Source organism: Sinorhizobium glycinis, from assembly GCF_001651865.1.
Lineage (GTDB): Bacteria > Pseudomonadota > Alphaproteobacteria > Rhizobiales > Rhizobiaceae > Sinorhizobium > Sinorhizobium glycinis.
In genome coordinates, this window is record NZ_LPUX01000066.1 from 1 (window position 1) to 25708 (window position 25708).

The 25708-nt window shown below is 59.2% G+C and carries 17 protein-coding genes and 1 pseudogene; 11 read left to right on the top strand and 7 right to left on the bottom strand.

The genetic code is table 11. The annotated features are described in order from the left end of the window. Window positions 1-181: 181 nt before the first annotated feature. The gene (locus AU381_RS24105) at window positions 182-3634 is read left to right on the top strand and encodes an NACHT domain-containing protein (protein ID WP_144051999.1); all 3453 of its coding nucleotides are present in this window, start codon (window positions 182-184) and stop codon (window positions 3632-3634) included. Window positions 3635-3767: 133 nt separating this feature from the next. Here the strand turns inward: AU381_RS24105 and AU381_RS24110 are convergent, their stop codons facing one another. After that, entirely contained in the window at window positions 3768-4295 is a 528-nt protein-coding gene (locus AU381_RS24110) for a hypothetical protein (protein WP_015633601.1), read from the bottom strand. A 256-nt stretch (window positions 4296-4551) separates the two neighbouring features. Here AU381_RS24110 and AU381_RS30370 point away from each other — a divergent pair, with 256 nt between their 5' ends. The 6 genes and pseudogenes from AU381_RS30370 to tnpA form a co-directional block, all read left to right on the top strand. Further along, window positions 4552-4704 (top strand): hypothetical protein, encoded by a 153-nt coding sequence (locus AU381_RS30370; RefSeq protein ID WP_014857766.1) that lies wholly within the window; start codon window positions 4552-4554, stop codon window positions 4702-4704. Between the two features lie 140 nt (window positions 4705-4844). Continuing rightward, window positions 4845-6038 carry a radical SAM/SPASM domain-containing protein gene (locus AU381_RS24115; RefSeq protein WP_015633602.1) on the top strand — a complete coding sequence of 398 codons (1194 nt, stop codon included), beginning with the start codon at window positions 4845-4847 and terminating at the stop codon, window positions 6036-6038. Window positions 6039-6080: 42 nt separating this feature from the next. Beyond that, complete coding sequence (locus tag AU381_RS24120) at window positions 6081-6986, top strand: agmatinase family protein (RefSeq protein WP_219731943.1); 906 nt, start codon at window positions 6081-6083, stop codon at window positions 6984-6986. Between the two features lie 30 nt (window positions 6987-7016). Next, complete coding sequence (locus tag AU381_RS29010; protein ID WP_014857769.1) at window positions 7017-8621, top strand: hypothetical protein; 1605 nt, start codon at window positions 7017-7019, stop codon at window positions 8619-8621. Between the two features lie 18 nt (window positions 8622-8639). Continuing rightward, complete coding sequence (locus tag AU381_RS24130) at window positions 8640-9878, top strand: ATP-grasp domain-containing protein (protein ID WP_014857770.1); 1239 nt, start codon at window positions 8640-8642, stop codon at window positions 9876-9878. A 408-nt stretch (window positions 9879-10286) separates the two neighbouring features. Continuing rightward, window positions 10287-10613 (top strand): annotated as a pseudogene (tnpA, locus tag AU381_RS31275) (IS66-like element accessory protein TnpA); the annotation flags it as partial. 65 nt (window positions 10614-10678) lie between these two features. Here tnpA and AU381_RS24140 read toward each other — a convergent pair. The 3 genes from AU381_RS24140 to AU381_RS24150 all read right to left on the bottom strand — a co-directional run bounded on the left by AU381_RS24140 (window position 10679) and on the right by AU381_RS24150 (window position 14642). Then, entirely contained in the window at window positions 10679-11620 is a 942-nt protein-coding gene (locus AU381_RS24140; protein ID WP_015633567.1) for a sensor histidine kinase, read from the bottom strand. A 393-nt stretch (window positions 11621-12013) separates the two neighbouring features. Next, complete coding sequence (locus AU381_RS24145) at window positions 12014-13039, bottom strand: RcgR family putative quorum lactone hydrolase (protein ID WP_014857699.1); 1026 nt, start codon at window positions 13037-13039, stop codon at window positions 12014-12016. Further along, window positions 13029-14642 carry an RcgA family putative transporter gene (locus tag AU381_RS24150; protein WP_015633565.1) on the bottom strand — a complete coding sequence of 538 codons (1614 nt, stop codon included), beginning with the start codon at window positions 14640-14642 and terminating at the stop codon, window positions 13029-13031. The genes AU381_RS24145 and AU381_RS24150 overlap by 11 nt, the downstream gene beginning before the upstream one ends. A gap of 623 nt (window positions 14643-15265) precedes the next feature. On the opposite strand from AU381_RS24150, the gene rctB reads away from it, so the two are divergent. Next, window positions 15266-15613, top strand: coding sequence for an SMa0974 family conjugal transfer regulator (gene rctB / locus AU381_RS24155; protein WP_420377204.1), 348 nt, complete (start codon window positions 15266-15268; stop codon window positions 15611-15613). Between the two features lie 34 nt (window positions 15614-15647). Here the strand turns inward: rctB and AU381_RS24160 are convergent, their stop codons facing one another. The 3 genes from AU381_RS24160 to traA are packed head-to-tail and all read right to left on the bottom strand — an operon-like array spanning window position 15648 to window position 23044. Then, window positions 15648-18122, bottom strand: a complete 2475-nt coding sequence (locus AU381_RS24160; RefSeq protein ID WP_014857694.1) for a zeta toxin family protein — start codon at window positions 18120-18122, stop codon at window positions 15648-15650. A 2-nt stretch (window positions 18123-18124) separates the two neighbouring features. Next, a complete protein-coding gene (locus AU381_RS24165; protein WP_014857693.1) occupies window positions 18125-18394 on the bottom strand; it encodes a hypothetical protein in 270 nt (89 codons plus the stop codon). 30 nt (window positions 18395-18424) lie between these two features. Continuing rightward, window positions 18425-23044 (bottom strand): Ti-type conjugative transfer relaxase TraA, encoded by a 4620-nt coding sequence (gene traA, locus AU381_RS24170; protein WP_015633563.1) that lies wholly within the window; start codon window positions 23042-23044, stop codon window positions 18425-18427. 224 nt (window positions 23045-23268) lie between these two features. Here traA and AU381_RS24175 point away from each other — a divergent pair, with 224 nt between their 5' ends. Genes AU381_RS24175 through traG form a run of 3 tightly spaced genes read left to right on the top strand, consistent with a single transcriptional unit; the run spans window position 23269 to window position 25695 of the window. Further along, a complete protein-coding gene (locus AU381_RS24175; protein ID WP_015633561.1) occupies window positions 23269-23556 on the top strand; it encodes a TraC family protein in 288 nt (95 codons plus the stop codon). Beyond that, the gene (locus tag AU381_RS24180) at window positions 23546-23785 is read left to right on the top strand and encodes a conjugal transfer protein TraD (RefSeq protein WP_014857690.1); all 240 of its coding nucleotides are present in this window, start codon (window positions 23546-23548) and stop codon (window positions 23783-23785) included. The genes AU381_RS24175 and AU381_RS24180 overlap by 11 nt, the downstream gene beginning before the upstream one ends. Next, window positions 23776-25695, top strand: a complete 1920-nt coding sequence (gene traG / locus AU381_RS24185) for a Ti-type conjugative transfer system protein TraG (protein WP_014857689.1) — start codon at window positions 23776-23778, stop codon at window positions 25693-25695. Before AU381_RS24180 ends, traG begins: the two co-directional genes overlap by 10 nt. The last annotated feature ends 13 nt before the right edge of the window (window positions 25696-25708 follow it).

Genomic DNA, 25708 nt, shown 5'->3' on the forward strand with positions numbered 1-25708 from the left:
TGTGCGCATGCGCCACACTCGCATACGCACTCGCCAAAGGGAATCCCATACGGACTCTTATGTTAGGCGGATACCACTAGCAAACCCTTCACGTGGGAACGAGGGCCAGTCATGGCACGAAGTCGCGACGTTGGACTGCGCGATAGTCCTCGGTTCTGCTGGTGCCGGCAAGACGCGAGAGTTGCTGGAATTGGCAAAGGAGCTACGTTCCGCTGGCACCCCTGCCTTCGTCTTTAGGATTGAGGCACTTTGCCGCCTGTCCGCGGAGGATTCGTTCTCACCGCACGACGAAGCATCTCCGACGGCCTTCGCGAGGTGGAAGGTGAAACGCGGCCCGGCAGTCGCCCTTCTTGATGCACTTGACGAAGCGCGCTTGCCTGATGCTCGCAATACCAGCGCTTTGGCGGATGCTTTGGCGCGTCTCTCACGCGAGGTAGGTTCCGCAGGAAAGGAACTGAGGGTTATCATCAGCTCTAGGGCCAGCGAGTGGCAGGGTGATGGCGATCTGCGGGCGATCGAGACGGCAATCAAGGGCTTTCGCGTCTCGGATCCGAGTCAAGAGGCACAGATTAAAGTAAAGACGCTTCGCCTGCTACCTCTTCGCAAGCCTGATGTGAGGAAAATCGCCAAGCACCGTGGCGTAGATCCCGACCAGTTCGCGGCAGCAATCGACAGAGCTAAAGCCGCCAATCTCGTGTCGCAGCCACTGGACGTGCAGCTTCTCCTCGATCTGTGGTTAGAAGCAGTTGGGGAGGGCAAGGAGCCGCCCAGCATCTTTTCGTCAAGGCTGCAGGTATACGAAGATATCGTCAGATTCAGACTGAGGACCGAGAGCGGACAGGAGCGTCGATCGAACCTTGACCCCCTGCTGGGACGGCAGGCATGTGAAAAGCTTGCCGCGATCTCCGTCCTATCGGACGTTCAGGATTTTACGTCCGAGCCGGACAAACCGATGGCGATCCACGCGCTCTCGGCATTATCGAGCGACGCCGATCGCTGGACGGAGATGGATGTGCGCCAGCTTCTTTCGTATGGGTTGTTTCAGCCGTCCATTTCCGGACGAGTGAGGTTTGCCCATCGGGAGTTGCGTGACTACCTCGCTGCTTGCTTTTTCCGCCGGGCGATCGGCCAAAATGCCGGATCGCTCGACGTAGTTAAGCCTCTCCTTGCAGAAGGCTTGGGATGTACCGAAGTCCCTCAATCGACCGAGCACGTCTTGGGATGGTTGGCGACGATCGATCCGATCGCGAGGAGGATTGTGACCAGGATCCGACCGTCGCTTCTTATTGAGACCGGCGATCCGACACGGCTCACGGTTGACGAGAAGTCACGTGCCATTGCTGCACACGTCGCTGCATACCGGGAGCGGCTTTATCGAGGCGAATGGTTTTACCAGGAGGATGTGCGGGAGTTTGTTACTCCCGATCTGGCACCGGCAATCGGAGAGCAGCTAGCGATCGCAACTTCACCTGAGGTCCGTGAGTTACTCGTCGAGATGATCAGATTTGGCCAGATGACGTCAATGGCCGCGGACCTGCGGACAATCGCCTGCGATCAGACCGAAGGTCTTCGCGTCAGGGCGGAGGCTTGTCTTGCACTGGCGGATTTGAACGATTTTTCATTTGCCCATGATGTACTTGCGGCTGCGCTTCTGTCGACCGCTCCCAAGCACGAGGATACGCAAAGCGCGCCGTCGTGGAACTTGTTCGTGGCCAGTGCTGTGCGATACGTCGTGCCCGCCGGTGTTTCTCTCCTGGATGCAATCGCTCTCGTGGATCGCTTCCGCCGGGAAGCCAAAAATTATGCATCAGCCACCGCAATGTTGCTGGAGGGGCTGGTTGCCGAACTATCATTGGATCAATTGGGGAACTGGCTTCAGATTTTCCTTCGGTTCGCGCGCGCTCCGCGAAAGAGTGACCGGGATATGATGCCGACGATCCAGCCGAGGTTCAGGATGCTTGGCGCCCCCATTTGCCAGGCATTGGACAGGCTGCTGCAGCACGGTGGCGAAGTGTTGCCAAAGGCGGTACGGCTCGAAGCACTCGAATTTGTCTTCGGTCTTAACGGAAGGCAGAGCTATTCGCTGCGCGAGACCAGCTTCGACAAGCTCGCGACGACCATCCGTCCGTTGAACGACCTGAAGATCGACCTAATCTTGATGCGCCTCGCTTTGTTCGAAAATATGCAGAGTGAATGGTACGTGGCGCGCCAGGCAGTCGGCCCGCTCAAGATCGATCGAAGCGATAAGGCAGTCGAGGTATTCAATTCGAAAGATATCGAGCGCCTTGGCGCCCTCATGGCCGAGGAGCAGACTGAAAGGGATCGGGATCTGTATTTCACCTGCGCCCAATTCGTGTTTGACGAGATCCGGGACGCTGAAGAACGCAAACACGCAAACGCCATTCTTAGAAACCTTGCGCGGACCCATGGCAGCAGCGAGTTAAAGCGCGCCTATGGCCACCTAGCGCCGATAAGACGGCTGAAGCATCAGTTTCGTCATAAGGACTGGTACCAGATCAAACACAGGTTTCACGCTAGTGTCGATTCAGTGATCGATGCATGCTGGAAGCTCCGTAACGGAGCAACGTTTCTCAGGGATTTCCGTGGTTTGTCCCAGGGGCGCAGACCTGGTTATCTGGCTTGGGCGGTAAACAAGAGTCCAAATGACCTTGGTCCAGCAGTCATAGAACGCATGCGCGAGCGCCATGGCCAGCTGATTGCGGGATTGTTCGCCTCCGGCTTCAAAAGGTACTGGCGAGAAAACGGGATTACCTACCCCGCACAAAGCGACTATCAGGCCATGATCGGATTGACCGGCCTTGCCCTGCAATCGCTGAGCGAACTGGCGAACCTGTCCGATGACTTGATAGAACGGGCCTTCACCTACGGCTTTTCTAACATGAACGGCTTTCCGGACTGGATGCCGGCTCTTATCACGTTGAAGCCCGGAATTTTCGTGACCGTGGCGACGACCGTTCTCACGCAGGACATTACCTCGAGCAGTGAAGAGAAGTTTTCCTCGGACGGGTTCAGTCGCATAGCCTATTCCACCTCTGCAATCCGTGAGCTTACAGCGGCACCACTGTTCCAACTGCTTCAAACCGCAGGGATCCCCGAGAATCGTCGCGACTTGGAAATGGCTCTCACGATAATTGCCCGGAGTCATGCGGTCTCGGCCTCACAACTATCACCGATTCTCCGCCAGCAATTCGCAGCCCATGTGATAGAGTTTAGGTTCGCCGAAGCGTGGCTCTGGCTTGATGCCTTGTTCGCTATTGATTCGGCAGCTGCCTGGTCTACATGGATCGCGACCTTCGGAGCACTATGGAGCCCGTCCAGCGCAAGCCTGTTCAAGCGCTACATGGGGCGCGAAGAGTTGTCCAACTCACGTGCCGAAGAGCGCGCCGAGGAGCGGGACGCACTTGATGCCGATGCTCAAACACTGTGTCATCTCATCAAGGCCGCTTATCTTGTTTGGCCACCAAGCAATGACCCCGTCCATGAAGACGCCTACTCGCCCGGCATTGACGACAAGGCGACATCCAGACGCGGCTACTATCTAAACGGGCTGGCGGCGCTTGGTAACGAGGATGCGTTGCAAGCCCTCGATAGGTGTAGCCGCTTGCCAACATAACGGCTCGTGCTCGCCAACATCGGCATTTTCTGCTCAGATTATCTGACAATGGAGAACGTGCCCTGCTCACGCTCTTTGCCAACGTGCTCGCCAACATCCGAGGCTGCTCGCAAACGACGGCCACGTGCTCAGATTAATTGCCAGCGAGAGCGTGGGTCAAGCCGGCACGCCTGCCTGACGCAGTTGCTCGGTCAAGGCCGAGTTGATCGACGATGGCGCCACGGGCTGCGAGGCCATTTGGATAAGCGGTCTCTATTGCGGGTTCCGGAAACGGTGTCCGCCATACGCTCAGCCCAGCCGCAGTCGAGGGCAGCGAAGGCAATGGGCGATCCCCGCCGGTGACCGCGGCGCGGGGGAGCCCAAGCTGGTCTGCCAACCGCACCACCTTGTCGAGCCGCTCTTCGGTCCGGCTCTTCTGGTATTTGCGATAGCGAAAGAGGGGAACCGCCCCGCGCGAAGGCTGGAACGGCCCGAGGCGCTTGCCCTCATGCTCGACGAACAGTTCCAGATCGAACAGGCCCCAGAGCAAGGTCACCGTCTCGCCGGCAAGTTCGGGCTCGACCTCATAGGATGCGCCTTCGACCGAAACGGTTGCGTCTCCAGCGACCGTCCGTCGTTCCGGCTCGCGCGCAAAGGCGCAGAACCGCTCCCACGAGCACATGGCTCGCACCCCGTCAGGCGGAAGGTTTCCGCCTATAAGTTTGTAACCCCCAAAAAAAAAAGGGATGCTACCCAAAATAGCGCAGTAACAGCGTATACCCGTCAAATTTGAGGATTGCAATTTTTCCTACATTTGGTGCTTATTTTTAGCGTGGTTGGCGAGTTGGCTTCTTGCCGGCATATACGGTGGGTGATGCCGCGCAATTGGATGCCTATCACGATCTTTGATTGCAACACTCTAACCAGGAGGAATTTCCATGAGCGATCTAAAGTATGGCAAAGGCGACGAGGCCGAGGCCCTCAAGCTAGCAATTAGGGAACTTAGCGAGGCCCAGAAGATTGTCCATACCGCGCTGATTTCTGAGAAACTTGAGAAGGTCTCCAAGCTGCTCGCCACCGTACAGGTTTAGAGTTGGTTCAAGTATTGGGTCCTTGCAGATTGTGTCGAGGACCCATGCATTCACGGCATCTCCACACGAGTTGGCGCAGGCTCTCGCCGGGTAGTCGAGGCGATTTGTGACGCTATGTCTTTTCAAAACGGGGGGAAATGATGTCCATTGGTAAAGCGAGCACGGCTTACGCTGATCTACCTCATATTGTTGCTGCGCGAGAGCGCATCGAGAACCTTTGGGCTGCCGGCACTGACTATTCCAAGGACATCGTTGACGACGCACGTTCCAATAATCGTATGTTGCACCTCGACCTGGACTTGACCGGCGAGTGCAAGCTCAATTGCTTTTATTGCGACCGGACGCCCGATAGATACAATTCCGTACCCAACCGTGTTGAACTGACAACTGCGGAGCGCCTCGATTTGATCGAGCAGGCCCGCAACCTCGGTGCCACCACTGTCGAATTTCCCGGTGCTGGTGAACCTATGATCGATGTGGGATTTTGGGACATAATTGCTGGTGTTCATGGTCATGGGATGACGCCCGTCATATTCACGAGCGGCTACCATCTTGACCGTTCGGCAGCTGACCGGCTTTTTCAGCTCGGGGCCACTGTTTTTATCAAGCACAACTCAAGCGATACGCATATCCAAGATAAAATGGTTGGCTTGGCCGGCTATGCCGAGAAAGCCAACGCAGGCCTTCATTACCTTCTCGAAAAGGGCTTCAACCAATCGATACCAACGCGTGTAGCAGTTGATATGGTTGTAACGCCACAGTTTAACGAGTCGAAAGATTTCGAAGAGGTCGTCGAACTCCATCGGTGGTGCCGAATCAATAATGTGCACAACTATATTGTGACCCTTATACCGGAAGGCCGCGCCGATAGGGCTGCCATGATTTTAGAGCGCGAGCGCTCTAACAATATGCTCGAGGCTGTACGCAAGGTAGACGAGCAAGAGTTCGGCTTAACCTATAAACCCTCACGCCCAATGTCAGGCGGCTACCGCTGTAGACAAGTCAACGTCGGGCTATTCGTGAATTTATTTGGCGAGGTTTACGACTGCAACGGCCTTGGCCGTTTCTTGGGGCACGTTCGCTGCGACAGCTTGGAAACAATCTGGAACTCAAAGTTTGCCAGACATGTTCGTACCCCGGTTCAAGATGGATTTTGCCTGCTGCGGGAACGTGTTTGGGACTCAGTACAGTCATCTGGGATGGAGCGTAAACTTCACCTTTATCGTCGATTCGAGGGCAGGCACGGAGCGGACGAAGTGGTGGAGCGTGGCCTGCATGCCATGCATCAGGGTGAGGAAACCCCGACCGTCGTTCCCAGCGCGGGGTCCGTCTAAGTGCAAGTTACATCTTCTGTACCAATCGTAAACGATCCGACTGTGCGGTGGATCCGGGATTGTTGGGTTACCGCGCAGAGCGCCCCACACGATTCTCCAGCTTTTGGATTCGTTAGCGTGCCGTTCGACTTTGCGGTCAGTCATCGCCCTGGTTGTCGTTTCGGTCCCGAGAAAATTCTTTCGGCACTCAATACGTTAAGCGCATATTGCGTCGACAAGCGGGTGTCGTTGGACAAGACGTCCTTCGTAGAGTGTGGATCGGTCGATGCGCTGCACTCTCTCGAGCAGTCATACTCAAACATTCGAGCTGCCATTGCCGCACTGCCGCGCAGATTATTGCCAATAGTCTTGGGTGGTGACCACTCTATTACCGACCCAGCGATACGGGGTGTTCGTGATAGGCTTTCTGGGGCGCCAATGGGGCTGATTGTTTTTGACGCCCATTTCGATTCGCGCGAACCAATACCAGGCAAGGAGCATTCCGGGCATTGGATGCGGACGCTGTCGGACGTGATTGACTATCGCAAGGTTGTCCAGATGGGAATCAACGCTGCGATTTATTCAGAGGCATACATGCGCGAGGCCGAAGCAGCCGGGGTCCTGGTGATGACACCTTACGACATACGTCGAGTAGGTTGGACTGTCGCTCTGAGAACCGCAATCGAGCATGGGACCGCTGATGGGGCCGGAGTATACATCTCCGTCGACATTGATGGCATCGACCAGGCCTATGCGCCGGGTACGAGCGTTCCCAATTGCGGTGGTCTTCTTGCCCATGAGGTTTTGGATGCGGTGTTCGAGATCGCGGTTAACGCACCAACGCTCGCTCTCGACATCACTGAAGTGAGTCCGCCTTTGGACCGAGATGATATGACCTCGCGACTTGCAGCGCAGATCATCATGAACTTCATGGCGGGTGTTGTCCGACAAACATCAAGTGGGACCTAGTTTCGCTTCAACAATCATTTGAGGTTTCAAATGGAAGAGGATATCGTGTTGGTGGCGCCAAATTGCGGCGCGTTCGCCAAGCGCCAATTTCCAAGCCGGAGATTAATCGCAATTCTAGATGAGGCGCAACTTGACGCTTTCTTGGCTTCATGTCGGGCATCGTCGCTCACCTTCTGTGGCACCTGGCGGCAACTCACCGTGCGCGTTTCTCGCGCCTTGGCGCAGTGGGCGATACAAGAGCCGGAACGAGGCTGCGGTTTCTCCCTCGCCACCAATGTATCACCCCAAATGCGCCCGCGCAGGCCATTAGATGGCAATCGAGTCTACGAGATTATCGACGGGTTTCCTGCGACCGAACATAATGCGGCGGGAAGGCAGGTCATTGATTCGAATTTCGTTATTGGACGTCTATTGGACCCAAACCTACCCGCACCATCAGGCGTTGTGATAACAGGCCACGGTAGCGAATATTGCATACGGCTCGATTCAAGGTGGTTCAGCACATTCAATACGGCTTTTCTTACTGACCCCATCATCCTTCCATCTTTCAAGTTGGGAGACGTGATTTTTCTGAATTGCTGCTCATCTCTAAAACTGGGCGATTCATGTGTTCCCGAATCGTATTCGCTGGCGGCACTTCTCTTCAGTCTCGGCTCTGCGGTGATAGGCAGCTTCCGCAACTTGCATACTTCGCCGCATTACGCGGCGGTTTTTGCACAAGCACTTCTACAAGGAAATAGTCTTGGTGAGATCGTAAACCGTCTCAATGCTGAGTCGAATCGCTTCGAAAGAGGAGTGGCATTTCAATTGCTTGGCGATCCCCTCCATCGCTTGAGCCCTGTCAATATACGGCCTTCGATCGGTCCTCTGCAATCGAGGCCGCCGCAACTGCCTTTGCCTTCTTCCTTAAGGCGTGCGCTCGAGGACAATCTTGGGCTCGAACTTTTAAGCGCTGCTCTGACGCGCTGGATACCGGAAAGTTCCGCCCTAGCTGAAATTCACGCGAACGTCAAAGACCTAACAGAATCTGCCGGAAGTACGGATCATGCTTGGCACATCACGGGGCTTGGTGAGGAAGAAGTAGCGCAGCTCGGTCAATTTTTCGAACATCAACGACACGCTCTGCAGCTTGCATTAATCACAGCTCTCGCTCAATCTATCCAGACGACTGGATGGATCCAGACGCGCTACGCAACCTTCTGTCGCAGATTATCCCCTACCACCCACACCTGCGCGCGATGCGGAGGTGTTTCTAACTGGACACGTTATGAGCCGTTCGCCTCATACTTGCCTACGGTCCATCGCGAAGAATGCGACCATTGTGGCACCACGCAGGAACGGATCGGCGATGGACCGCAGTTGACCATTTTGACTGTCCAACCCGAAGCTTCGTCCGTCGCGATTTCGATACCCACTCCCCCGCAGAGGTCGCAGGGGCTTCTGCTGTTTCATCGCATGCCAAGCTTCGCCCCGATACCTTGGCCGCAAAATGGCGGGAAAGTTCATATCCCCTATACGGCACTGAGTTTCCTCGGCCGGTTAACGCTCGTCGCTGCGGTCCTTTCTCCCAAATGTCTAGCGCTGCAGTACCACACCTTCTTTGTTTGCCCTGATTTACCACACGAAATGGTGTAATAGGCATCAGCAGTCACCATGAAGCGCGAGATCATATTCGTTGAAGCGAGCACCACGGGAGCTGGTAGTCGGGCACAGCAATTGGCCCATGCCGAAGGCCTCAATGTGACACTGCTCACGCGGGACAGAGGCCGTTACGGTGCGGACGTATTGTCCTCTGCAGATAATATTTTCTTCTGTGACACCAACAAGCATGCCGAAGTGGTCAGGATCGTGCGTCAAAGAGGTCTAAATTCCTCTATAGCAGCTGTTACGACCACGGCCGACATGTATGTTCCCCAGGCTGCACTTGCTGCGCAGGAAATGTCCCTCCCTGGTCTAGGCTATGAGGCTGCACTTCGCGCAAGAAACAAACACCTGATGCGACTGGCATTGGCAGAGCGTGCCCCCGAGCACAATGTTCCATTTTTTCTGGCACTTAACCCAGACGAGGCCGTGGCGGCGGCGCAGCAACTGAATTACCCTTTGGTTGTCAAACCCCAAGAAGAGAACGACGGGGTTGGGGTTAGGCTTATTCACAACGAGAGCCAACTCACAGACTATATGGCGACCGCGCGAAGCTTCACGCGCAACTCCGCGGGCCAAGGTTCACCTCCAGGGATCTTAATGGAAGCATATATTGCTGGAACAGAGTTTAGTGTCGAGACGATCCAGTTTTGTGCGGGACCCTGCCAAGTCATAGGAGTGACTACCAAAGAGATGACTGGGCTCAAACGCAACCATTTCATCGAGGCGGGCCATAGCTTTCCCTATGTTGGGCCCGAAGCTGCCGCTCTGGCCGCAGCTACGTGCCGCGTTCTCAACGCCCTCGATATCTGCCATGGAGCTGTGCATACCGAATGTCGCGTGGATGGCGAAGATATCAGGATTATGGAGATCAATCCGCGACTTGCGGGAGGAAAGATCGGCAGCCACCTCATCGAGATGGCAACTGGATTAAGTGCGGTGCAGGCAGTGCTGGATGCTGCACTTGGCAAAACTCTCGAATGGCGTTGTGCCGAGAGCAAGGGGGCGGCCATTCATTTCATCTGGACGGAACGCCCCGGGATTTTTCGTGGGATTAAAAACACTGCGCAATTGCTGGCCATGCCGGGAATTGTATCGGTCGCGCCAATCGCGAAGTTTGGCGCACATGTGCGACCTCCCACCAGTAATGGTGACCACGTTGCGGAAATTCTAGCTGTGGGACAAACAGCCACAACGGCTAACGCACGTGCGAAAGCCGCGCACGCAAGTGCGCGCCTGATTTTGGACTAAAGGCGTGAGCCGTAAATCTGTTGTTGTATGTCGGTTGCGTGATTCATATGTGGACGCCCCCTATGGCAAGGGCTTTTTGTCGGGTGGTTTGATCGGTTGCTTTCATATGTCCGGCCTGTTTGTGCGGTATGAAGTTGGACCGCTGGCCCTGATGGAAATCCGCCGATGAGGACCCTGATCAAGCTGGCGCGCGTTTGAAGCGCATTGAATCAGACGGGTTGGCCTCACCATTGGCTCGATCGTTACACATCATCGACTGCCGTTACCAATCCCGGTTCTCTGGGATTGAACTCAGGCGATCATTTCATGGGCCCGATAGGCTTCCTTGCGGTATCCCCACGGTGACGGCCGTCTTGTGATGTGATGCCGAACATTGGAAGTCCTGGTGGTAGCACTGGGAGTAGTCCTATGACGAAGCAGCATATTGAGGTGATCACGTCGGTCGAGCGTCGCCGGCATTGGTCTCGCGAAGAGAAAGAACGGCTGGTAGCGGCGGCGTTAGAGCCTGGAACCGTTGTTTCGGATGTGGCGCGCTCGGCCGGGATTCATGTCAGTCAGCTATTCCGGTGGCGCAAAGAGCTCTGCCAAATGTCAGCGCCGTCCGTGCCTCCATTCATTCCGATTGAGGTCGTCGCGGCGTTGCCAGCGCCTGATCTTCCAGGCGCTGCCAAGGCGGAACGTCGCCGAAGTCGCGAGCCCTTCCTCGCCGGCGGTCTCGTGTTCCGGACGGCAGCTGATACTGAAAGCGCCGGCGCCCTGTTGACACGCCGGGCCGCATTGTGCCGCCCGGCCGCCGCCTGTCACTTCTGGATCACTCCCGTGGCCAAGGGAGCTTTCAGGGTCCACGACACGTCCTTTGGAGCGACTGTCAGATCCGCCGTGCCACCGAAAGCGGCCGGAACAATCGACTTAAGAATGACTGACCCGAAGCCTTGACGTTCTGGAGGCTGAGCGGGTGGTCCCTTGCGCTCCGTCCATTGAAACTCGAAAAGCTGCGCCCTCGGATCAAATGACCATCGAACATCGACGATGCCGGTGGGCACGGAAAGTGCGCCGTGCTTGACGGCGTTGGTCGCAAGCTCGTGAACCGCCATGCCAAGGTATTCCGCTGGAGCCGGTTCCAGGCAAACCTCCGGTCCTTGAATGTCAATCTGGGACATGCCCTCCGTCGTGAGGAATGCGATCTGGGACTGGACAAGATCGCGGACAGGTGCTGCTTGCCAGCGTTCTTTCTCAAAAACTCGATAGGACGCGGAAAGTGCCGCGAGACGATCTTCCAATGCGTCCTGGAAATTCGAAACAGAATCGCTGTGCTTACCAAGCTGCCGAGAAATGGCGCAAATGATAGCGAATACATTGCGAGCGCGATGTGTCAGTTCCTTGACGAAAAACTCTGTTCGCTCCGCCAGTTCGCGGGCCGATATGTCGATTACGGTTAGAATGACCGCGACCTCCGATGTTTCGAGCACCACGGGGTTCATGGCGATATGGACGGTCACTTCCGTGCCATCCTTCTTGCATGCGACCAGCCGCCGCCCCTCCGCCATCGGCCGCGAAAGGACGCATGATGGTGGACGTAAACATTTCGGAAGAGGTGCTGACCCGCCTTCGCGGCCGCGTCGCTTTTCTGGCTCAATCTGGCCCATCACCGCGCGGATCACCGGAGCGCGCGACCGGCTCCGTCGAGCTGAGCGCTTGATGTGTAAACTCTTCGATCTTCCGGAAACCGGGCGTTCGCCCATCTGGTCTCCACTGCTGCCCGTAACCGGGTTCGAGCCAGCACCGCGCGGGCCTTGGTTCGTAAAGGCCGATCACTCCGTGCCGGTCGCCGGTGCGTGGAACGCCGGTGTTCCATAATTCAGCTTATGCGATATGTTATATCATTACACACGTCGATCAAATTGCAGCCCAAGGAGCTACCTTCACTGGAACACGATCGATACCGGCCGCGTGGTCGATGCCCTGCGCGAACGGGCAAAGCTGTACCCGAGCACCTGCTTTCCAGCCTGTCGCCCGCTCACCTGGGAGCAGGTGAACCTGACCGGCGATTAGGAAGACAAGCCTGCTCTTGACAAAACCGGCCTCGGCGCCATCCCGTTCGCCCTTCGATCCGCCTATCGTATATCGGTGCCCCTTTAATGTTCAGGGGCCGGTTTGTCAGCACACGATAGAAACCGCTTCAAGCTCAAACCGGCCAGTAAAATGTAAGGCGGCATGGCAAGCGAATAGTGGCCACAGTTTAATTCTAAAATATTTGGCTTAGCTCCGGCGTCCTTCAGCCTCTGCATGAATCTCTCCGACAGCTCTGGCAAGACCACTTTGTCTCTCTTAGCCAACACAACCTGAAGGTCGAGATCACGCTGTGCCAAACGATGCGCGTAATTCTCCATGTTAAGTGGACCCCAAGCCCTTCTTAGATTGCTCAGCTCAATCTCAGGCTCAAGGCTATCGCGTATCAATCGTGTCGCGCGACCCGTCCAAACCATATCCGCAAGACTCCCCGCGGTCAGAAACAGCGAGGCTTTAGACACAGCCGAGTCGTGCGCCGCAATGATCCCCGCGACCCAGGAGCCCAAGCTCATACCGAGAACCGAAATCTCTCGATAGCCTTCGCTCTTCAACCAACGTATGAGTTTTCGCCCATCCCATACTGCCTGCCTTACAGCTTGGATCGTTCGACCGAGATTCGCACTGAGCATATAATCGGCGTGCGAGGAGCCCGGACGTCGGCGCTCGAAATGATAAGGCATAGCAATCTCAACAACCGTGATGCCACGCCGTGAGAAAAATTTGGCAATCTGACGATTTCGCACGGCTGCATTCCAATGGTGAAAAATCACCAATGCCTGTTCAAGCGACCCGCTTTCTGTGATTTTTGCCCAGACGACGTTGTTGTCTTCGACGTCAGTGGAAATGTCAGATGGAAATTTGAGCCACCCGTCTTGCCTTTCAAAACCCTGGTTACTCCCGCCCGGCTCATCGAAATAGGCCGGATCAGTCACGGCCTGGTCCGCAAGAACACAAAACTCCTCGATCGTCGCTACGTTCTTCGCGTCTGGAAACGCGCGTTCCGCGTCAAGGATGAGACCCGTTCTTCGCTTCCCTTCCTCGCCGCGTCGCGCCCGCCTCTCATCCCAACGGTCAAGCCAACTATGATACACTCTGATTGTTTCCTAACTCACTCGCTCGCCATTGCCCAACCCCTGGATCAAACAGGCCGTACATCGCAAGCAGCACTCCAACGCCCATAAGGATTGAAAAGCCAGCGAATACGTCGATCAGCAGGTAGCTAGCAAAGAGTAACGCTACGACCGCCGACATCCTCCACAAAGGAAAATGACACCGACGTCCGACACCTAAACGGATGGAACCGTACAGAAAAACAACACAGGTCGAGATAGCGATAAGTAGGCTGCTGTAATGCGTCGGCATTCTATAGCGAACCCCGTCGCTCACATTGTTGCGTACCTGGAAGGCTGAAAACATATCGCCGACCAACCAAGCCACAATATTCTTTCCATTCGACGTTAGGTAAGAGCTTTGGGCCTTCATGCATATGGCGATCAGAATCCCCAAAACAGTGCATCGAAAAATTCCGCGCATCACCCGCAGGCTGACTTCATTGACTTCGTATGGATAATCCACTCCCGCCCAGTTCTTCGATGCCTCACCAATTTTCCAAAGGTCGTGAACCAACGTATGAAGCAAAATGAGGCCTGCGAAGAACAGATAGAAGCACAGACACATGTAGAGGTAAGCGAGTCCCGTGAATACAATCGACGTCGGCACTGATATGACTTCAGGGCGCACAAGTGCCAGCTTGCCCCAATCGACCGCATAGTTGCCACCGCCGTTGATCAACGGGAGCAAGCAGACGCCGACCCATTGAAATAGACCGGCGAACAATACACAGATGAAAAAGACCGCCCAATATGTGTACGACGAAGCTTCAACGTTGCGCTCCCAAGCGTCGTCGCTTTCCATCCGGTCGGCCTGCGCTACAAGCTTTAAGCGCCCTTCATATTTCCAGAAGACCAGCAGCTCAATTGCGAACGCAAAAAACAGTGGGAGGAGCACCATGAAGACGAATGTCCAATTTGGTGCCCAAAGAAATCCGACCTGCTTAACAATGCCATCCGCACGGCCGTAAGTAGCGTTGTGAATCCCCGTAATATAAGACAAAAACCCAAGAGCGGTGGCACCGGCAAATACCGACGCCGGTAAATCCAAGGGAGATCCGCGACTAAAAAGCGCCTCTGATCTCCTCGCCAAGCTGAAAGGCCGACGCGGCTCCTGGGCGTGCGTATCCTGTGTCAGCTCCGACGGAGACTCCGTCTCATCATCGGCGGTCGCAGTACGCTCCAGATCTGGAGCGTACTGCGCATCGCTGTTTTCCGCTTTCTTTGAATCTCGCCTCTTGGCGGTTAACCGAGATTGCGCCGCGCTAAGTTCTATCTGCCATTCGCTTGTGGCCGCCGGATCATCGCACCCAAAAATCCTTGCCAGCCAACGAATGTTGGCGGTGCTAATTCCCTTGTCGTTCTCTTGAAACCAAAGCTGCACCGTTCGCAGATCGACCCCGATCCGGTTGGAATCGATCTGTGAAATCGCCTCTGCAAGAAGCTCGGGCGTCCATGGGCCTGCGGGAAACCCATCACTTCCCAACGGCCGACCCGCCCCCGCCGCAGCTAGTTGTTTGAACAGCTCTTTGAAATCGCTCCCGTCTTTCGACGGAGGAAGAAAAAACTTTCCATTCTTTATCAACGGCTTACGGGCCCTGATTTCGTTTCGCTTCGCTAGAGTTCGTTTCCTATCGTGCCTCTGCCGTCAATCTACCGCCATTTCTGTTGAACGCAACTTTGTGGCGCTTCCAAGATGAAGCGTGCAACTGCTGGAAGGAGGGATTCTTTTGCGATCGGTGAGGCACTCAACCATGCCAACTTTGTCATCGTCAGCGCTTCGGCGTCCTGTAGAGACCGACAGCTTATCAACTTCGGTGCGGTCGCATAGCAGGGGATTCAATTCTTCAAGACTGCGCACGGCTCTGAGTGCGTTAGCCTCCGACGGTATTTCTTATACAGAAATCGCGTGACCTTCGGTTGGGACAGGACACAAAGAAGAAAGTGCGGCGGAACCTGCGGTTTCCCTTGGTGAGTTGATGGATCCTCATATCGCGGCGCAACTGGCGACTGCGGATGCAGTCGTGCGTGGGATCAATGCAGGGCGACGGGAGAGGTTACGAGCGTCGCCTATGCGCCGCAAGATCAAGGTGGCCGAGCCGCTCAACCGGCGCGCGCGCGCACCCGCACCGCTGTCGGTGTGAACCAAACCGAACAGTCGTATCCCAATAGGAACCCAGGTCATGGAGGTGGCTCCTGTACAGACATATCGCTGAGGGGTTCGTGCGGACCCCACACGCAGAGTGCCTCGCTGAGAACGTCTGCGCCCGATCTAGCGCCTATTGCCGGTCGATCGGCGCCCACAGCACCGACAAGCTTCTCGACTTTGGCGCCGCACGCGCAATCCTGAGAGCGACCGATGAAGCGCTGCACTTCCGGGTGGAAGCTGAGGACTTCGTCATCTTCTCCAGCATCCGGACGCTGTTGCAAGGAAGCCTGGCGACCATCACGACAGTTCCGGATGCAGCCGTCGAGTGGCAGCCCGCTGGCAGCGTGCCCTTCAGAGCGATCCGCGAGCGCCTTGAAAATCGGCAAAACTGGCCGGGCGGACGATAGCCCGGCCGACCTTGTCGAGCCAGCCTTCAGACCGTCAGGATCGAATATCCAGCTGGTTTGCCCGTGCGATTTCCCGGCTCTGTCGCAGCGACCTGCCCTGCAGCGCCCTGGCGCGCTCGTGGACAAGCCGGAGCGAAGCGGCCTGCTCATGGCTTACTCCAAGCGACGACGCGAGGCCGACGACATTGCCTCCCTTCAGGTCTGCTTTCTCTGCTGGAGAGAGCCGTTTGGTGATCGCGAGCGTCACGGTCTCAAGCTCGCGGCGCAGCGTTGGCTCGGCATTCAGTCGACGGACCTGCTCGTGACCTTCGGCGTTCAGCACTTTCGATAGCCCTTCTGACGGTCGTGGAATTTCCATCCGTTGCCGCGCTTGCTCCTCGCGATGCTGTGTCACGATCTGGTGCCGCTCGAAATCCACCGCCAGACCATAATCGGCAAGGGCTGTCGCAAGCCGCGGCGCATGTGCCTCCGCCGTCTGGCGCTCAGGGCTCGGACCCCGCAACCGTTTCCGCCCCTCCCCGGCCATGTCGCCAAGGCCGCCCGCACGAACATCAGTGCCGGCGGCCGCACCGCTTCGCGCATCGGTGATCCGGTCGACAGCTGCGGAAACCGCTTGGCTGCTGCCGAACACCAGCCGCGACAGGTTCTCGATCTCGGCGCGCTTGTCGGCCAGGCGTGACGACGCGCGCAGGCGATCGGCGACCTCCGGCTCGGTTAGGTCGGGCAGTTGCCGCGCTGGCACGAGGGCACCGGATTGCGTGGCAGTCGGATCCTGCAACGGCGCACGACGCACACCGTGACTGCGTTCGTTCTCGGCAATCCCGCGGACAAACTCATCTGCTGCTCGGCGCTGTTCCGGATCAAGATGACCATGCCGCGCCGTCTCCGCCAGAACCGCCTTCATCATGGCTTTCGCTCGCGCCCGGTTGGCGAGATCGGCCGTTCGTAGCCGAAGATCGTCCCGCATGGCGCGAAACGGCTCCCCCTTCTCATCGATGATCGCGGTGGCGATGACGGCGCGCTCGGCGATTGCGAAGTTCCGGTCAAGGCGGCGCCGGGCCAGCGCAATTGCCGCCGCATAACCCGGTTCAATGACCCCTGTCATCGCGGCGTCGGCCGACATTCCGCCGGTCGCGACCGCGTTGGCAGCTCGATCGAGCGTTTTGCGCATTCCGGCGGCTTCGAGCCAGGAGTCCATGACATTGGCCATACGCGATAAGCGATCTGTTCGGCTGAACACCTCGCGATCGACGGCGACACGATTGAGCACGACTGCAAAATGATCCGTGAGCCGCCGACGCGCGCCGTCCGGCGTTTCCACGGCAAGATCGGCCGGCAGACGGTGCGCCGCCGGAAACTCTTGGGTTCCGCGCTTGTCCTGGACCATGGCGCGCGTCGCGACGAATTTCCCGTCCTCCGGCAGAAGGCCGAGATCGCGAGCAGCCTCGACCAGCTTCAAAGCCATGTAGGTCTGCGCAAGACGGCCGGACGCATGGGCTTCGATGTTTCCAGCGGGCCGGCGCTCGGCGTCGCGCACCGCGTTGTCATAGAGTTCCACGAACAGACCCAGCCCATCGGCCTGGCTCTGGAAAATCGTCCGCCCCCGCCGAGAACCCTCGTCGCCGTCGGCGGCGCGGCGTTGCGTGAGCAGATAGTTCACATCCTCGACGGCGCGGGTCCTCACCGCGGCAATCCGATCGTCCGGGGCGTTTCGCTCTTCCATCCGGCTGACCACATAGTCCCAGTCGTCGGCAAAGCTTTGGAGCTCAGGACGTGTCATCGGTCGAGACTGCTCCGCTTCCAGCGCCTGCCTCGCACCGACCGCGCGCGACCAATCCCCGTCCCGCATCTCATTGTCGTAGAGGATCCTGCCGCCGCGTGTCCGCACTTCCACGCGATCCACCAGGCGCTCGCTCTCCAGCTTGTCCAGGCTGACCCGAAGCCCGGTGACGGCGGCGTCATGGACGTGCTGCGGCGGAATTCGCGCCGCGTCGCCCAAACGCAACATCTCCTCGAACCGATAGTTATTGCCCTGCCAGCTGAGGCGCGGGTTGACCGCGACGGCACGGGCTTCGACGTCATAGCCGGCATCACGCGCCACCCCGATCACGCGGGTGACGTTCTCCGGGGTCCGCATCGTGGTCTCGAAGACGATGTTGACCTTTCGCTCCGCGGCGGCGGCCAGCAGCTTCTCCGTCCAGCGACCAGCATCACCTTGAGTAAACTGTGACGCTGTCTCGGGATCTTGCCGCTGGAAGGCAAGGAACTGCGGGTGATAGGAGCGCAGATCGTCGCCGACGATGCGGATTGTCGATCCGTATTGCTCGAGCTCCGCATGGCTCGCGATCAGGACCGCCGTCTTGCCCGCGCCCGGCTGTCCGCCGAGCAGGATGAGCCGCGGGCGCTCTGCTGGCCGCATCGTCTCCGGCAGATAATCGGGCAGAATGTCGTTGCGGAAAATACTCTCGTTCCTCTCCGGCGAGAGCGGGCCGGATGCCTCCGCCACCATTGTCAGAATTCCGCCCAGAAGCGGGCCTCGTCCTGGACGCGCGGACCCCAGAGCGCGATGAGGTTTTCGATTGCATCGCGGTCGCCGGCGCGGATGCTCTGCTGCAGTTCAATGAGCTCCCGCCGGCGCCGGCGCAGTTCCTCTGCCGCGCCGGGCTCCTTGTCTTCAAGCTCGTAGACGCGGGCCGTGACGATGGCGCGCGCCTGGTTGACGATCTCGATGGCGATCTCGGCGCGGACGATCGCGTCGTAGGAGGTTTCCGGTTCAGGCATTTGTTTCTCCTTCTGCTTTCTTGAATATCCTCATCGGGTGACACCGCGGGCGCGATCAATGACGCGCCGCTGACGCTCCGAAATGATCTCCTGACTGCTCTGCAGGCGAACCGTCTGCTGCAAGACCTGCAGCCGATCTCGCATCGCCTCGAAGGCGCGGCGCTGGGCCGGCGACACGCGATTGATGACGTCCTTCTCACCGCGCAGGATGGCGTTTCTGCCGAAGCGCTCATCAAGCGCCCGGCTGACCCCGGCGAATTCCTGGCGGATGCGCGCATCGAGCGAGCCCGCGGCGACGTCGAGCTTCCCGTCCTTCTTCTTTATCTCCGCCGCCAGTCGCTTGAGCGCGTCCTCGGCCGCTTGCGACAGCCCGGGAATGGCGATCGCCATCCGCCGTCGCTCTTCCGCGATGGCCTGGGTCTCGGCATCGACGGCACTGGCATAAGACGCGCCGAGCGAGCGGACACGGCTTGCCACTTCCGGCACCGCCTGCAATGCCTCTTTTCGCTCGCGTCCTGTGGTAAGCAGCTTGTCCATGATGCGGTCGGAGCCGCGTAGCGCACCGTAGGCGGCGGGATCGTTGCTAACGGCCGCCGCGATCCGCTCACTGGCAAAGCCCTTCACGACCAGCTCCTCGATGTTGCCGATCGCGTCTGCTGGATCTCGCCAGACGCGTGTTGCCGTCTCAACGAGGGCGGCGCGGTGGTGTCCGTAGTGAGGAGCGGCGAGCGCTCGCTCCTTCGCTTCATCGGCGACCGTCGTCTTGAACTCCGTGACAGCTGGAAGCATTGGAAGCACGGCCATCGTCTCCTTCCCCCACTCGACACTGGCGCCGGCAACGATCTTCGACCGATCCTGTCTTTCGGCAAGATGCTGTTCCTCGACAAAGCGCCTGATGACGGCGAACAGGCGGGCGAGCTTCTCGCGGCGCTCGGGGGGAATATCCTCCGGCATGCGTTCGAACATATTGCGCTCGGCGACTACATCCGCTTTCGCGGTGAAGGCGCTCCAGCCGAAGCGTGCGGTCAGCGCCTCATTGACGGCCTTGACCTCCTGGACCAGCAAGCGGTCCTCGACGGCATAGGCGAAGGCCGTCTTGTAGGCATCGGCCCCGCCGCGGTCGCAGACCGCCTCGATTTCGACCAGACGCGCCATCGCCGTTTTCGAGAGCGCGGGAACCGACAATGACATATGCGCGCGCCGCTGCTGCTCGCGGATACCGAAGCGCTCCGCCTGCCTGCGGAACTCGGTCGAATGAGCGCGCGCCAGAGGTAGCAATTCCGACACCGCAGCCGTGGCCGCGGTGCGGTCGTCACGCGCGGCGCGGCCATCGACCATCAGGTTGGATCCCCGCAGACGGCCCAGGCGGTCTGGCACAGACCCGAGATTTTCGGCGAGCTTGCGTGGCTCGATGGCGGTGTCCGATGCCAGTGCATTCAGCGCCGACAGCGCGCCATCTGGGTCGAGATAGATTTTCGCCAGCACTGGGCGCAGGACGGCCTCTCGCTCCTTCCACCGCTCCGAGGAGAGCTGAGCAAGACGTGCATCCTCCTCGACACTGCGGGAGAATTTCGTGGTGGGCGGCATCAGATATTTCCCAACCAACGGGATTCCCGCCGAAAAGGATGCGGTCCGTTCCTCGTTATACGAGACACGCCGTTCGCGCTCGATCGCAAAGCCGAGCGCAACGCTCGCCCGCTCCCAAAGCTTCGCCACCTGCCCACGCTTTTCCGCAATCCACGCCAGCCGCCGGGAAACACCCTCCTCCATCCCGGCCGCGACCTCGGCGAGCGTGTCGATACCACGCCGCCGCGCGAAATCGCGGGCGTGCGCTTGATAGACTTCCTCGCTCGCGAAATCGAGCGTCGTCGTCTTGGCGCCGGATCGCCCAAGGCGCTCGACAAGCTGCTTGAACAGTTCCAGCCGATGCCTTTCCCGCTTGATCCTCTCCTGGCGCGCATCGGCGGTTTCGACTCGGTTCGCGGTCCAGACATTGCGCTCGACCTCACGTTCCTCGAGACGCTTCTCGCCTGTTTCCTCGTCGGTGACGGGAATCTTCACAATGACCTTCTCGACACCGTCCTTGCGGAGCGTGACGGTATCGCCCGTCGAGACGCTGCCCTCCTCAAGCGCCTTCGGCAGACTCACGCCCCAAAGTCGATGGACGGTTCCGTCGTCGGTCCTCACATCGGCGTAGGGGCTTTCCTTCGCTTGCCTCTCCTGGGGCCGGAATTTCGCCTCACCAGTTTCAACCAACTCCCCGATGACGCCGGCGGCATGATCGACGCGCGGCTTCCTCCCCCACTCCGGCCTCACCTCGAAGTCCTCTTTCGCCACATAGAGATCGGCGCGGTGGCGATGGCGGGTCATCGCCACATAGGTCAGATGCTGATCCATCATGCCGGTGGCGAGCACGAAGGTCCGGTCGACGGTCGACCCTTGAGACTTATGGATGGTCGCAGCATAGCCATGATCGATATTGCGATAGCTGTCCTCGCTGATGACAACATCCCGGCCGTTGTCAAGGCGCACCGTCAGCAGCGCACAGCCGCGTTTGTCGCCGGTCGAAACGACCGTGCCGAGCATGCCATTCTTGACGTATTGGGGCCCAAGCCGCCGTGCCCGCGGTTCGATGAAGCGGGCGTTTTCGAGGAAGATGATCCGGTCGCCGGCGGCGAACTCACGAGACCCACGCGCCGTCTGGAATTCCCGCGCAGCAGTCAGTGCGCCCTCGTCGATCATGACCTTGCGCAGGGATTCGTTGAGCTTCCGAACATCCTGGTTGGTGTGGGCGAGAACAAGCAGCTCTTCGCCGCGAAGCCGGCCCGGATGTTCGCCCGCGGCGGATTTCTGAAGCAGGTCACGGCGGGCATCGGTCCAATCGGAAACGATGCGGTCGACGATCTCGGCACGGGTTTCGGTCTCTACAATGTGGCCCTGCTGCGCGTAGGCATCAAGGCCCTCTTCGACTTTGCCGCGGGCGAAGAGACGGGATGCATCGCGCGCCCACTGCTCGCGCTGGCGGCGCACACCGGCAAGTTCCGCGAACCCGATCCGCTCGGTGATCGCCCGGAAGGCCGCGCCCGCCTGGATAGGCTGCAGCTGCATGGCGTCACCGACCAGAACAACCTTCGCCTGCGCCTCTTGGGCGATCTTCAGGACGCGGGCCATCTGCTGGGAGGAGATCATGCCGGCCTCGTCGATCACCAGCACATCGCCCCGATCGAGCTGTTCACGCCCCCCGGCCCACGCCAGTTCCCAGGAAGCCAGCGTGCGCGACCTGATGCCGGAACTGTCCTCCAACCCTTCGGCCGCCTTGCCGGCAAGCGCCGCACCGATCACCCGCCGGTCCTCGCTTTCCCAGGCGACGCGCGCGGCAGCAAGCAGGGTCGACTTACCCGCGCCGGCAAGACCGACCACAGCGGCCATGCCACTGTCGCCGGTGACGTGACGGACGGCATCGACCTGTTCCGCGTGAAGCTTGAATGGCTCTTCCGGATCGGCCGTTTCGACGTTTCGGATTGCAGCCGCAACTTGTTTCGTGGAGACGCCAAAGCCCTTGCGCTCCGACAGGGCCTGCGCCGACTGCGCCATGTCATATTCGATGCGCAGGATCTCTCGCGTGGTGAAGACCGCCGGCTCCGACGCCCTGCCAGTCTGCGCGTCAACCTCCTGCGGCTTCAGCAGCACCAGATCGTCCGAGGCCATAAGCCGCGCGCGGATATTGACGAAGTCCACTGGATCGTCGACGTAGCGATGCAGCGCCTTGGCGATATCCCTCTCTTCGAAGGTGGAGCGTTCGCTGCCGAGCTGCTTCAGCAGAAGCTCGGGATCGGCGATCAGCCGGTCGGCCATCTCCTGTCGGCGCGCAAGATCGGCCGGCGCGAAATACATTTCGACGCCCTTGCGCGCGAGCGCCGCCTTCTCCGGCCCGAGATGTTTCTGTGCGATGCCGTGAAGGCCCTGCTCGGCATAGGAGCGGCCGTCGAGCCGGATCTCATGCCCGGCAAGCGCAAGATGCCGATTGGCGGTTTCCGCCCAGGCGATCTTCCATGCCTTCATGGTTTCCTTATCGCCGGCCCAGAGCTGGTAGACGATCTTTCCGTTCGGCCGGTCCGGCGTGACGACACGCAACGGCTCGCCGTCTTCGCCAAGCACCGCCACCTTCTTCGGCCCGAACCCCTCCTCCGTCAGGGGCCTGAGCGTCGTCATCAAATGGATATGCGGATTGCCGTCCTTGTCGTGATAGACCCAGTCCGCGACCATGCCTTTGGACGTCAAATTGTCCCGGATGAACTCGCGCACCAGGGCGATGTTCTCCGCCCGGGTCAGTTCTTCGGGCAGCGCGATGATCAGCTCCCGGGCAAGCTGCGCGTCCGCTCGTGTCTCGTGAGACTCCACCGCATTCCAGAGCGCCTCGCTCGCCTTGGCGACGGATTGTCGGTCGATCGCCGCCTTCAGCCAGCCCGGGATCTGGTCCGGCAGCGCCAGTTCCTCATGCACCAGTTCAGAGGCCCCACCCCTGTAGCTGAAGGACGTGCCGGCTTGCTCGTCCATCATCCGGGCGCGATGGCGATAGGCGGCGGCCGAGACGATGCTTCGCCCCGCTCCCCTGCTGATCACCTGCGCTCTGACGAACATGATCGCCACGACCGTCTCCAGACCTCTCCGAGCACGTCGCGCCAGCGACGTATATTGCGCCCTCAAACCGATCGGACCGAAGGGCCGATACCGCTTCTCCGGAAGACGGCCATCGGCCGGCTTTCCGGCTGCGACGTTTTCGGGATGATACACACTAGCCTAGTTTACTATCATTTTCCAGATAGTATAATCGACGCCGATCAGATTGCTCGAACAGGAAAGGACATACCCGAATGGCCGCAAAATCATCGATTTCCGATATCGACGCCCAGATCGAAAAGCTGCGCGAGCGCAGACGAACGCTGATAGTAAAATCCGCCGAACGGTTTGCACGCGCCGCGACAAAATCAGGTTTGGCGGAGATGGAGATCGCCGACGAGGAGCTCGACGCGGTCTTCGAAGAGATCGCCGCGCGATTTCGCAAAGGGGAAAAGAAGGGGACTGCTGGCGCAACTGCTTCGCCGCGTCGACCGCCAAATGGCGGGTCTGGAACGACGGCGGAGGTTTCTCATGACGGCTGATCGCAAAAAGGAGGCCCGCGAGAAATTCCTGCTTGGCGGCATCGTCGTCAGGGCGGGACTGTCGAACGCCGACCGGGCGTTTCTGCTCGGCGGCCTCATCGAACTGGCAAGCGTCGCGCCCGGCTCTGCCGAGCATCGGCGGCTGCGCGATATCGGCGAGGAAGCCTTCAAGGCTCCCGCGCTGGATGCGGGATCATCCGGCATCGCGGAGGCGCCGGAATGGCACTGAAGGCAAAACCGCATCCGAGCCTGTTGCTCGTTCTGGTGCCCGTCGCCGTCACCGCCTTTGCCGTCTATGTCGTCGGCTGGCGCTGGCAGGCTCTTGCCGAAGGCATGTCGGGGAAAACGCAATACTGGTTCCTGCGGGTCTCGCCGGTGCCGGCGCTTTTGTTCGGGCCGCTCGCCGGCCTCTTGGCCGTTTGGGCCTTGCCATTGCACCGGCGAAGGCCGGTCGCGATGGCAGGCCTCGCCTGTTTTCTGACGGTCGCCGGCTTCTACGCGGTCCGTGAATTCGGCCGGCTCGCCCCATCCGTGGAGAGCGGCGCGCTATCATGGGACCGGGCACTGTCCTATCTCGACATGGTCGCTGTCGTCGGCGCGGTCGTAGGCTTCATCGCGGTGGCGATCGCCGCGCGTATTTCCACCGTCGTGTCCGAACCGGTGAAGCGCGCCAAGCTCGGAACCTTCGGGGACGCGGACTGGCTGCCGATGTCGGCGGCGGGAAAGCTGTTTCCGCCGGACGGCGAGATCGTGGTCGGCGAGCGCTACCGCGTCGACAAGGACATCGTCCATGAACTGCCCTTCGATCCGAACGATCCTGCCGCATGGGGGAAAGGCGGCAAGACCCCGTTGCTGACCTACCGCCAAGACTTCGATTCCACGCATATGCTCTTCTTTGCCGGGTCGGGTGGATACAAGACGACGAGCAATGTGGTGCCGACGGCGCTGCGTTATACCGGGCCGCTGATCTGCCTCGATCCTTCCACCGAGGTCGCGCCCATGGTGGTCGAGCACCGAACCCGCGTGCTCGGCCGCGAGGTGATGGTGCTTGATCCGACGAACCCGATCATGGGCTTCAACGTGCTCGATGGCATCGAGCACTCACGGCAAAAGGAAGAGGACATCGTCGGCATTGCCCACATGCTTTTGTCGGAAAGTATACGCTTCGAAAGCTCGACCGGCTCCTATTTCCAAAACCAGGCGCACAATCTCCTGACCGGCCTGCTCACCCATGTGATGCTGTCGCCCGAATATGCCGGCCGGCGAAACTTACGCAGTCTCCGGCAGATCGTGTCCGAGCCGGAGCCCTCGGTGCTGGCGATGCTGCGCGACATTCAGGAGCATTCCGCGTCCGCGTTCATCCGCGAGACGCTCGGCGTCTTCACCAACATGACCGAGCAGACCTTCTCCGGCGTCTATTCGACGGCGTCGAAAGACACACAATGGCTCTCGCTCGACAGCTACGCCGCGCTCGTCTGCGGTAATGCGTTCAAGTCGAGCGATATCGTCTCGGGCAACAAGGACGTGTTCCTCAACATCCCGGCATCGATCCTGCGCTCCTATCCGGGGATCGGCCGCGTCATCATCGGCTCGCTGATCAACGCCATGGTCCAGGCCGATGGCGGCTTCAAGCGCCGGGCGCTGTTCATGCTCGATGAGGTCGATCTCCTCGGCTACATGCGGGTACTCGAGGAGGCGCGCGATCGCGGCCGCAAGTACGGCATTTCCATGATGCTGATGTACCAGTCGGTCGGCCAGTTGGAGCGGCATTTCGGGAAGGATGGCGCGACGTCGTGGATCGACGGCTGCGCCTTCGCCTCCTATGCCGCGATCAAGGCGCTCGACACGGCGCGCAATGTTTCGGCGCAGTGCGGCGAGATGACGGTGGAGGTGAAGGGAAGCTCCCGCAACATCGGCTGGGACACGAAGAACAGCGCATCGCGCAAATCCGAGAGCGTCAACTTCCAACGCCGGCCGCTGATCATGCCGCACGAGATCACCCAATCGATGCGAAAAGACGAGCAGATCATCATCGTTCAGGGCCACAGCCCGATCCGCTGCGGTCGGGCAATCTACTTCCGGCGGAAGGACATGAACGAGGCCGCGAAGGCCAATCGCTTCGTCAAGCCGATCCCGTGATGAGCCGCCAGCC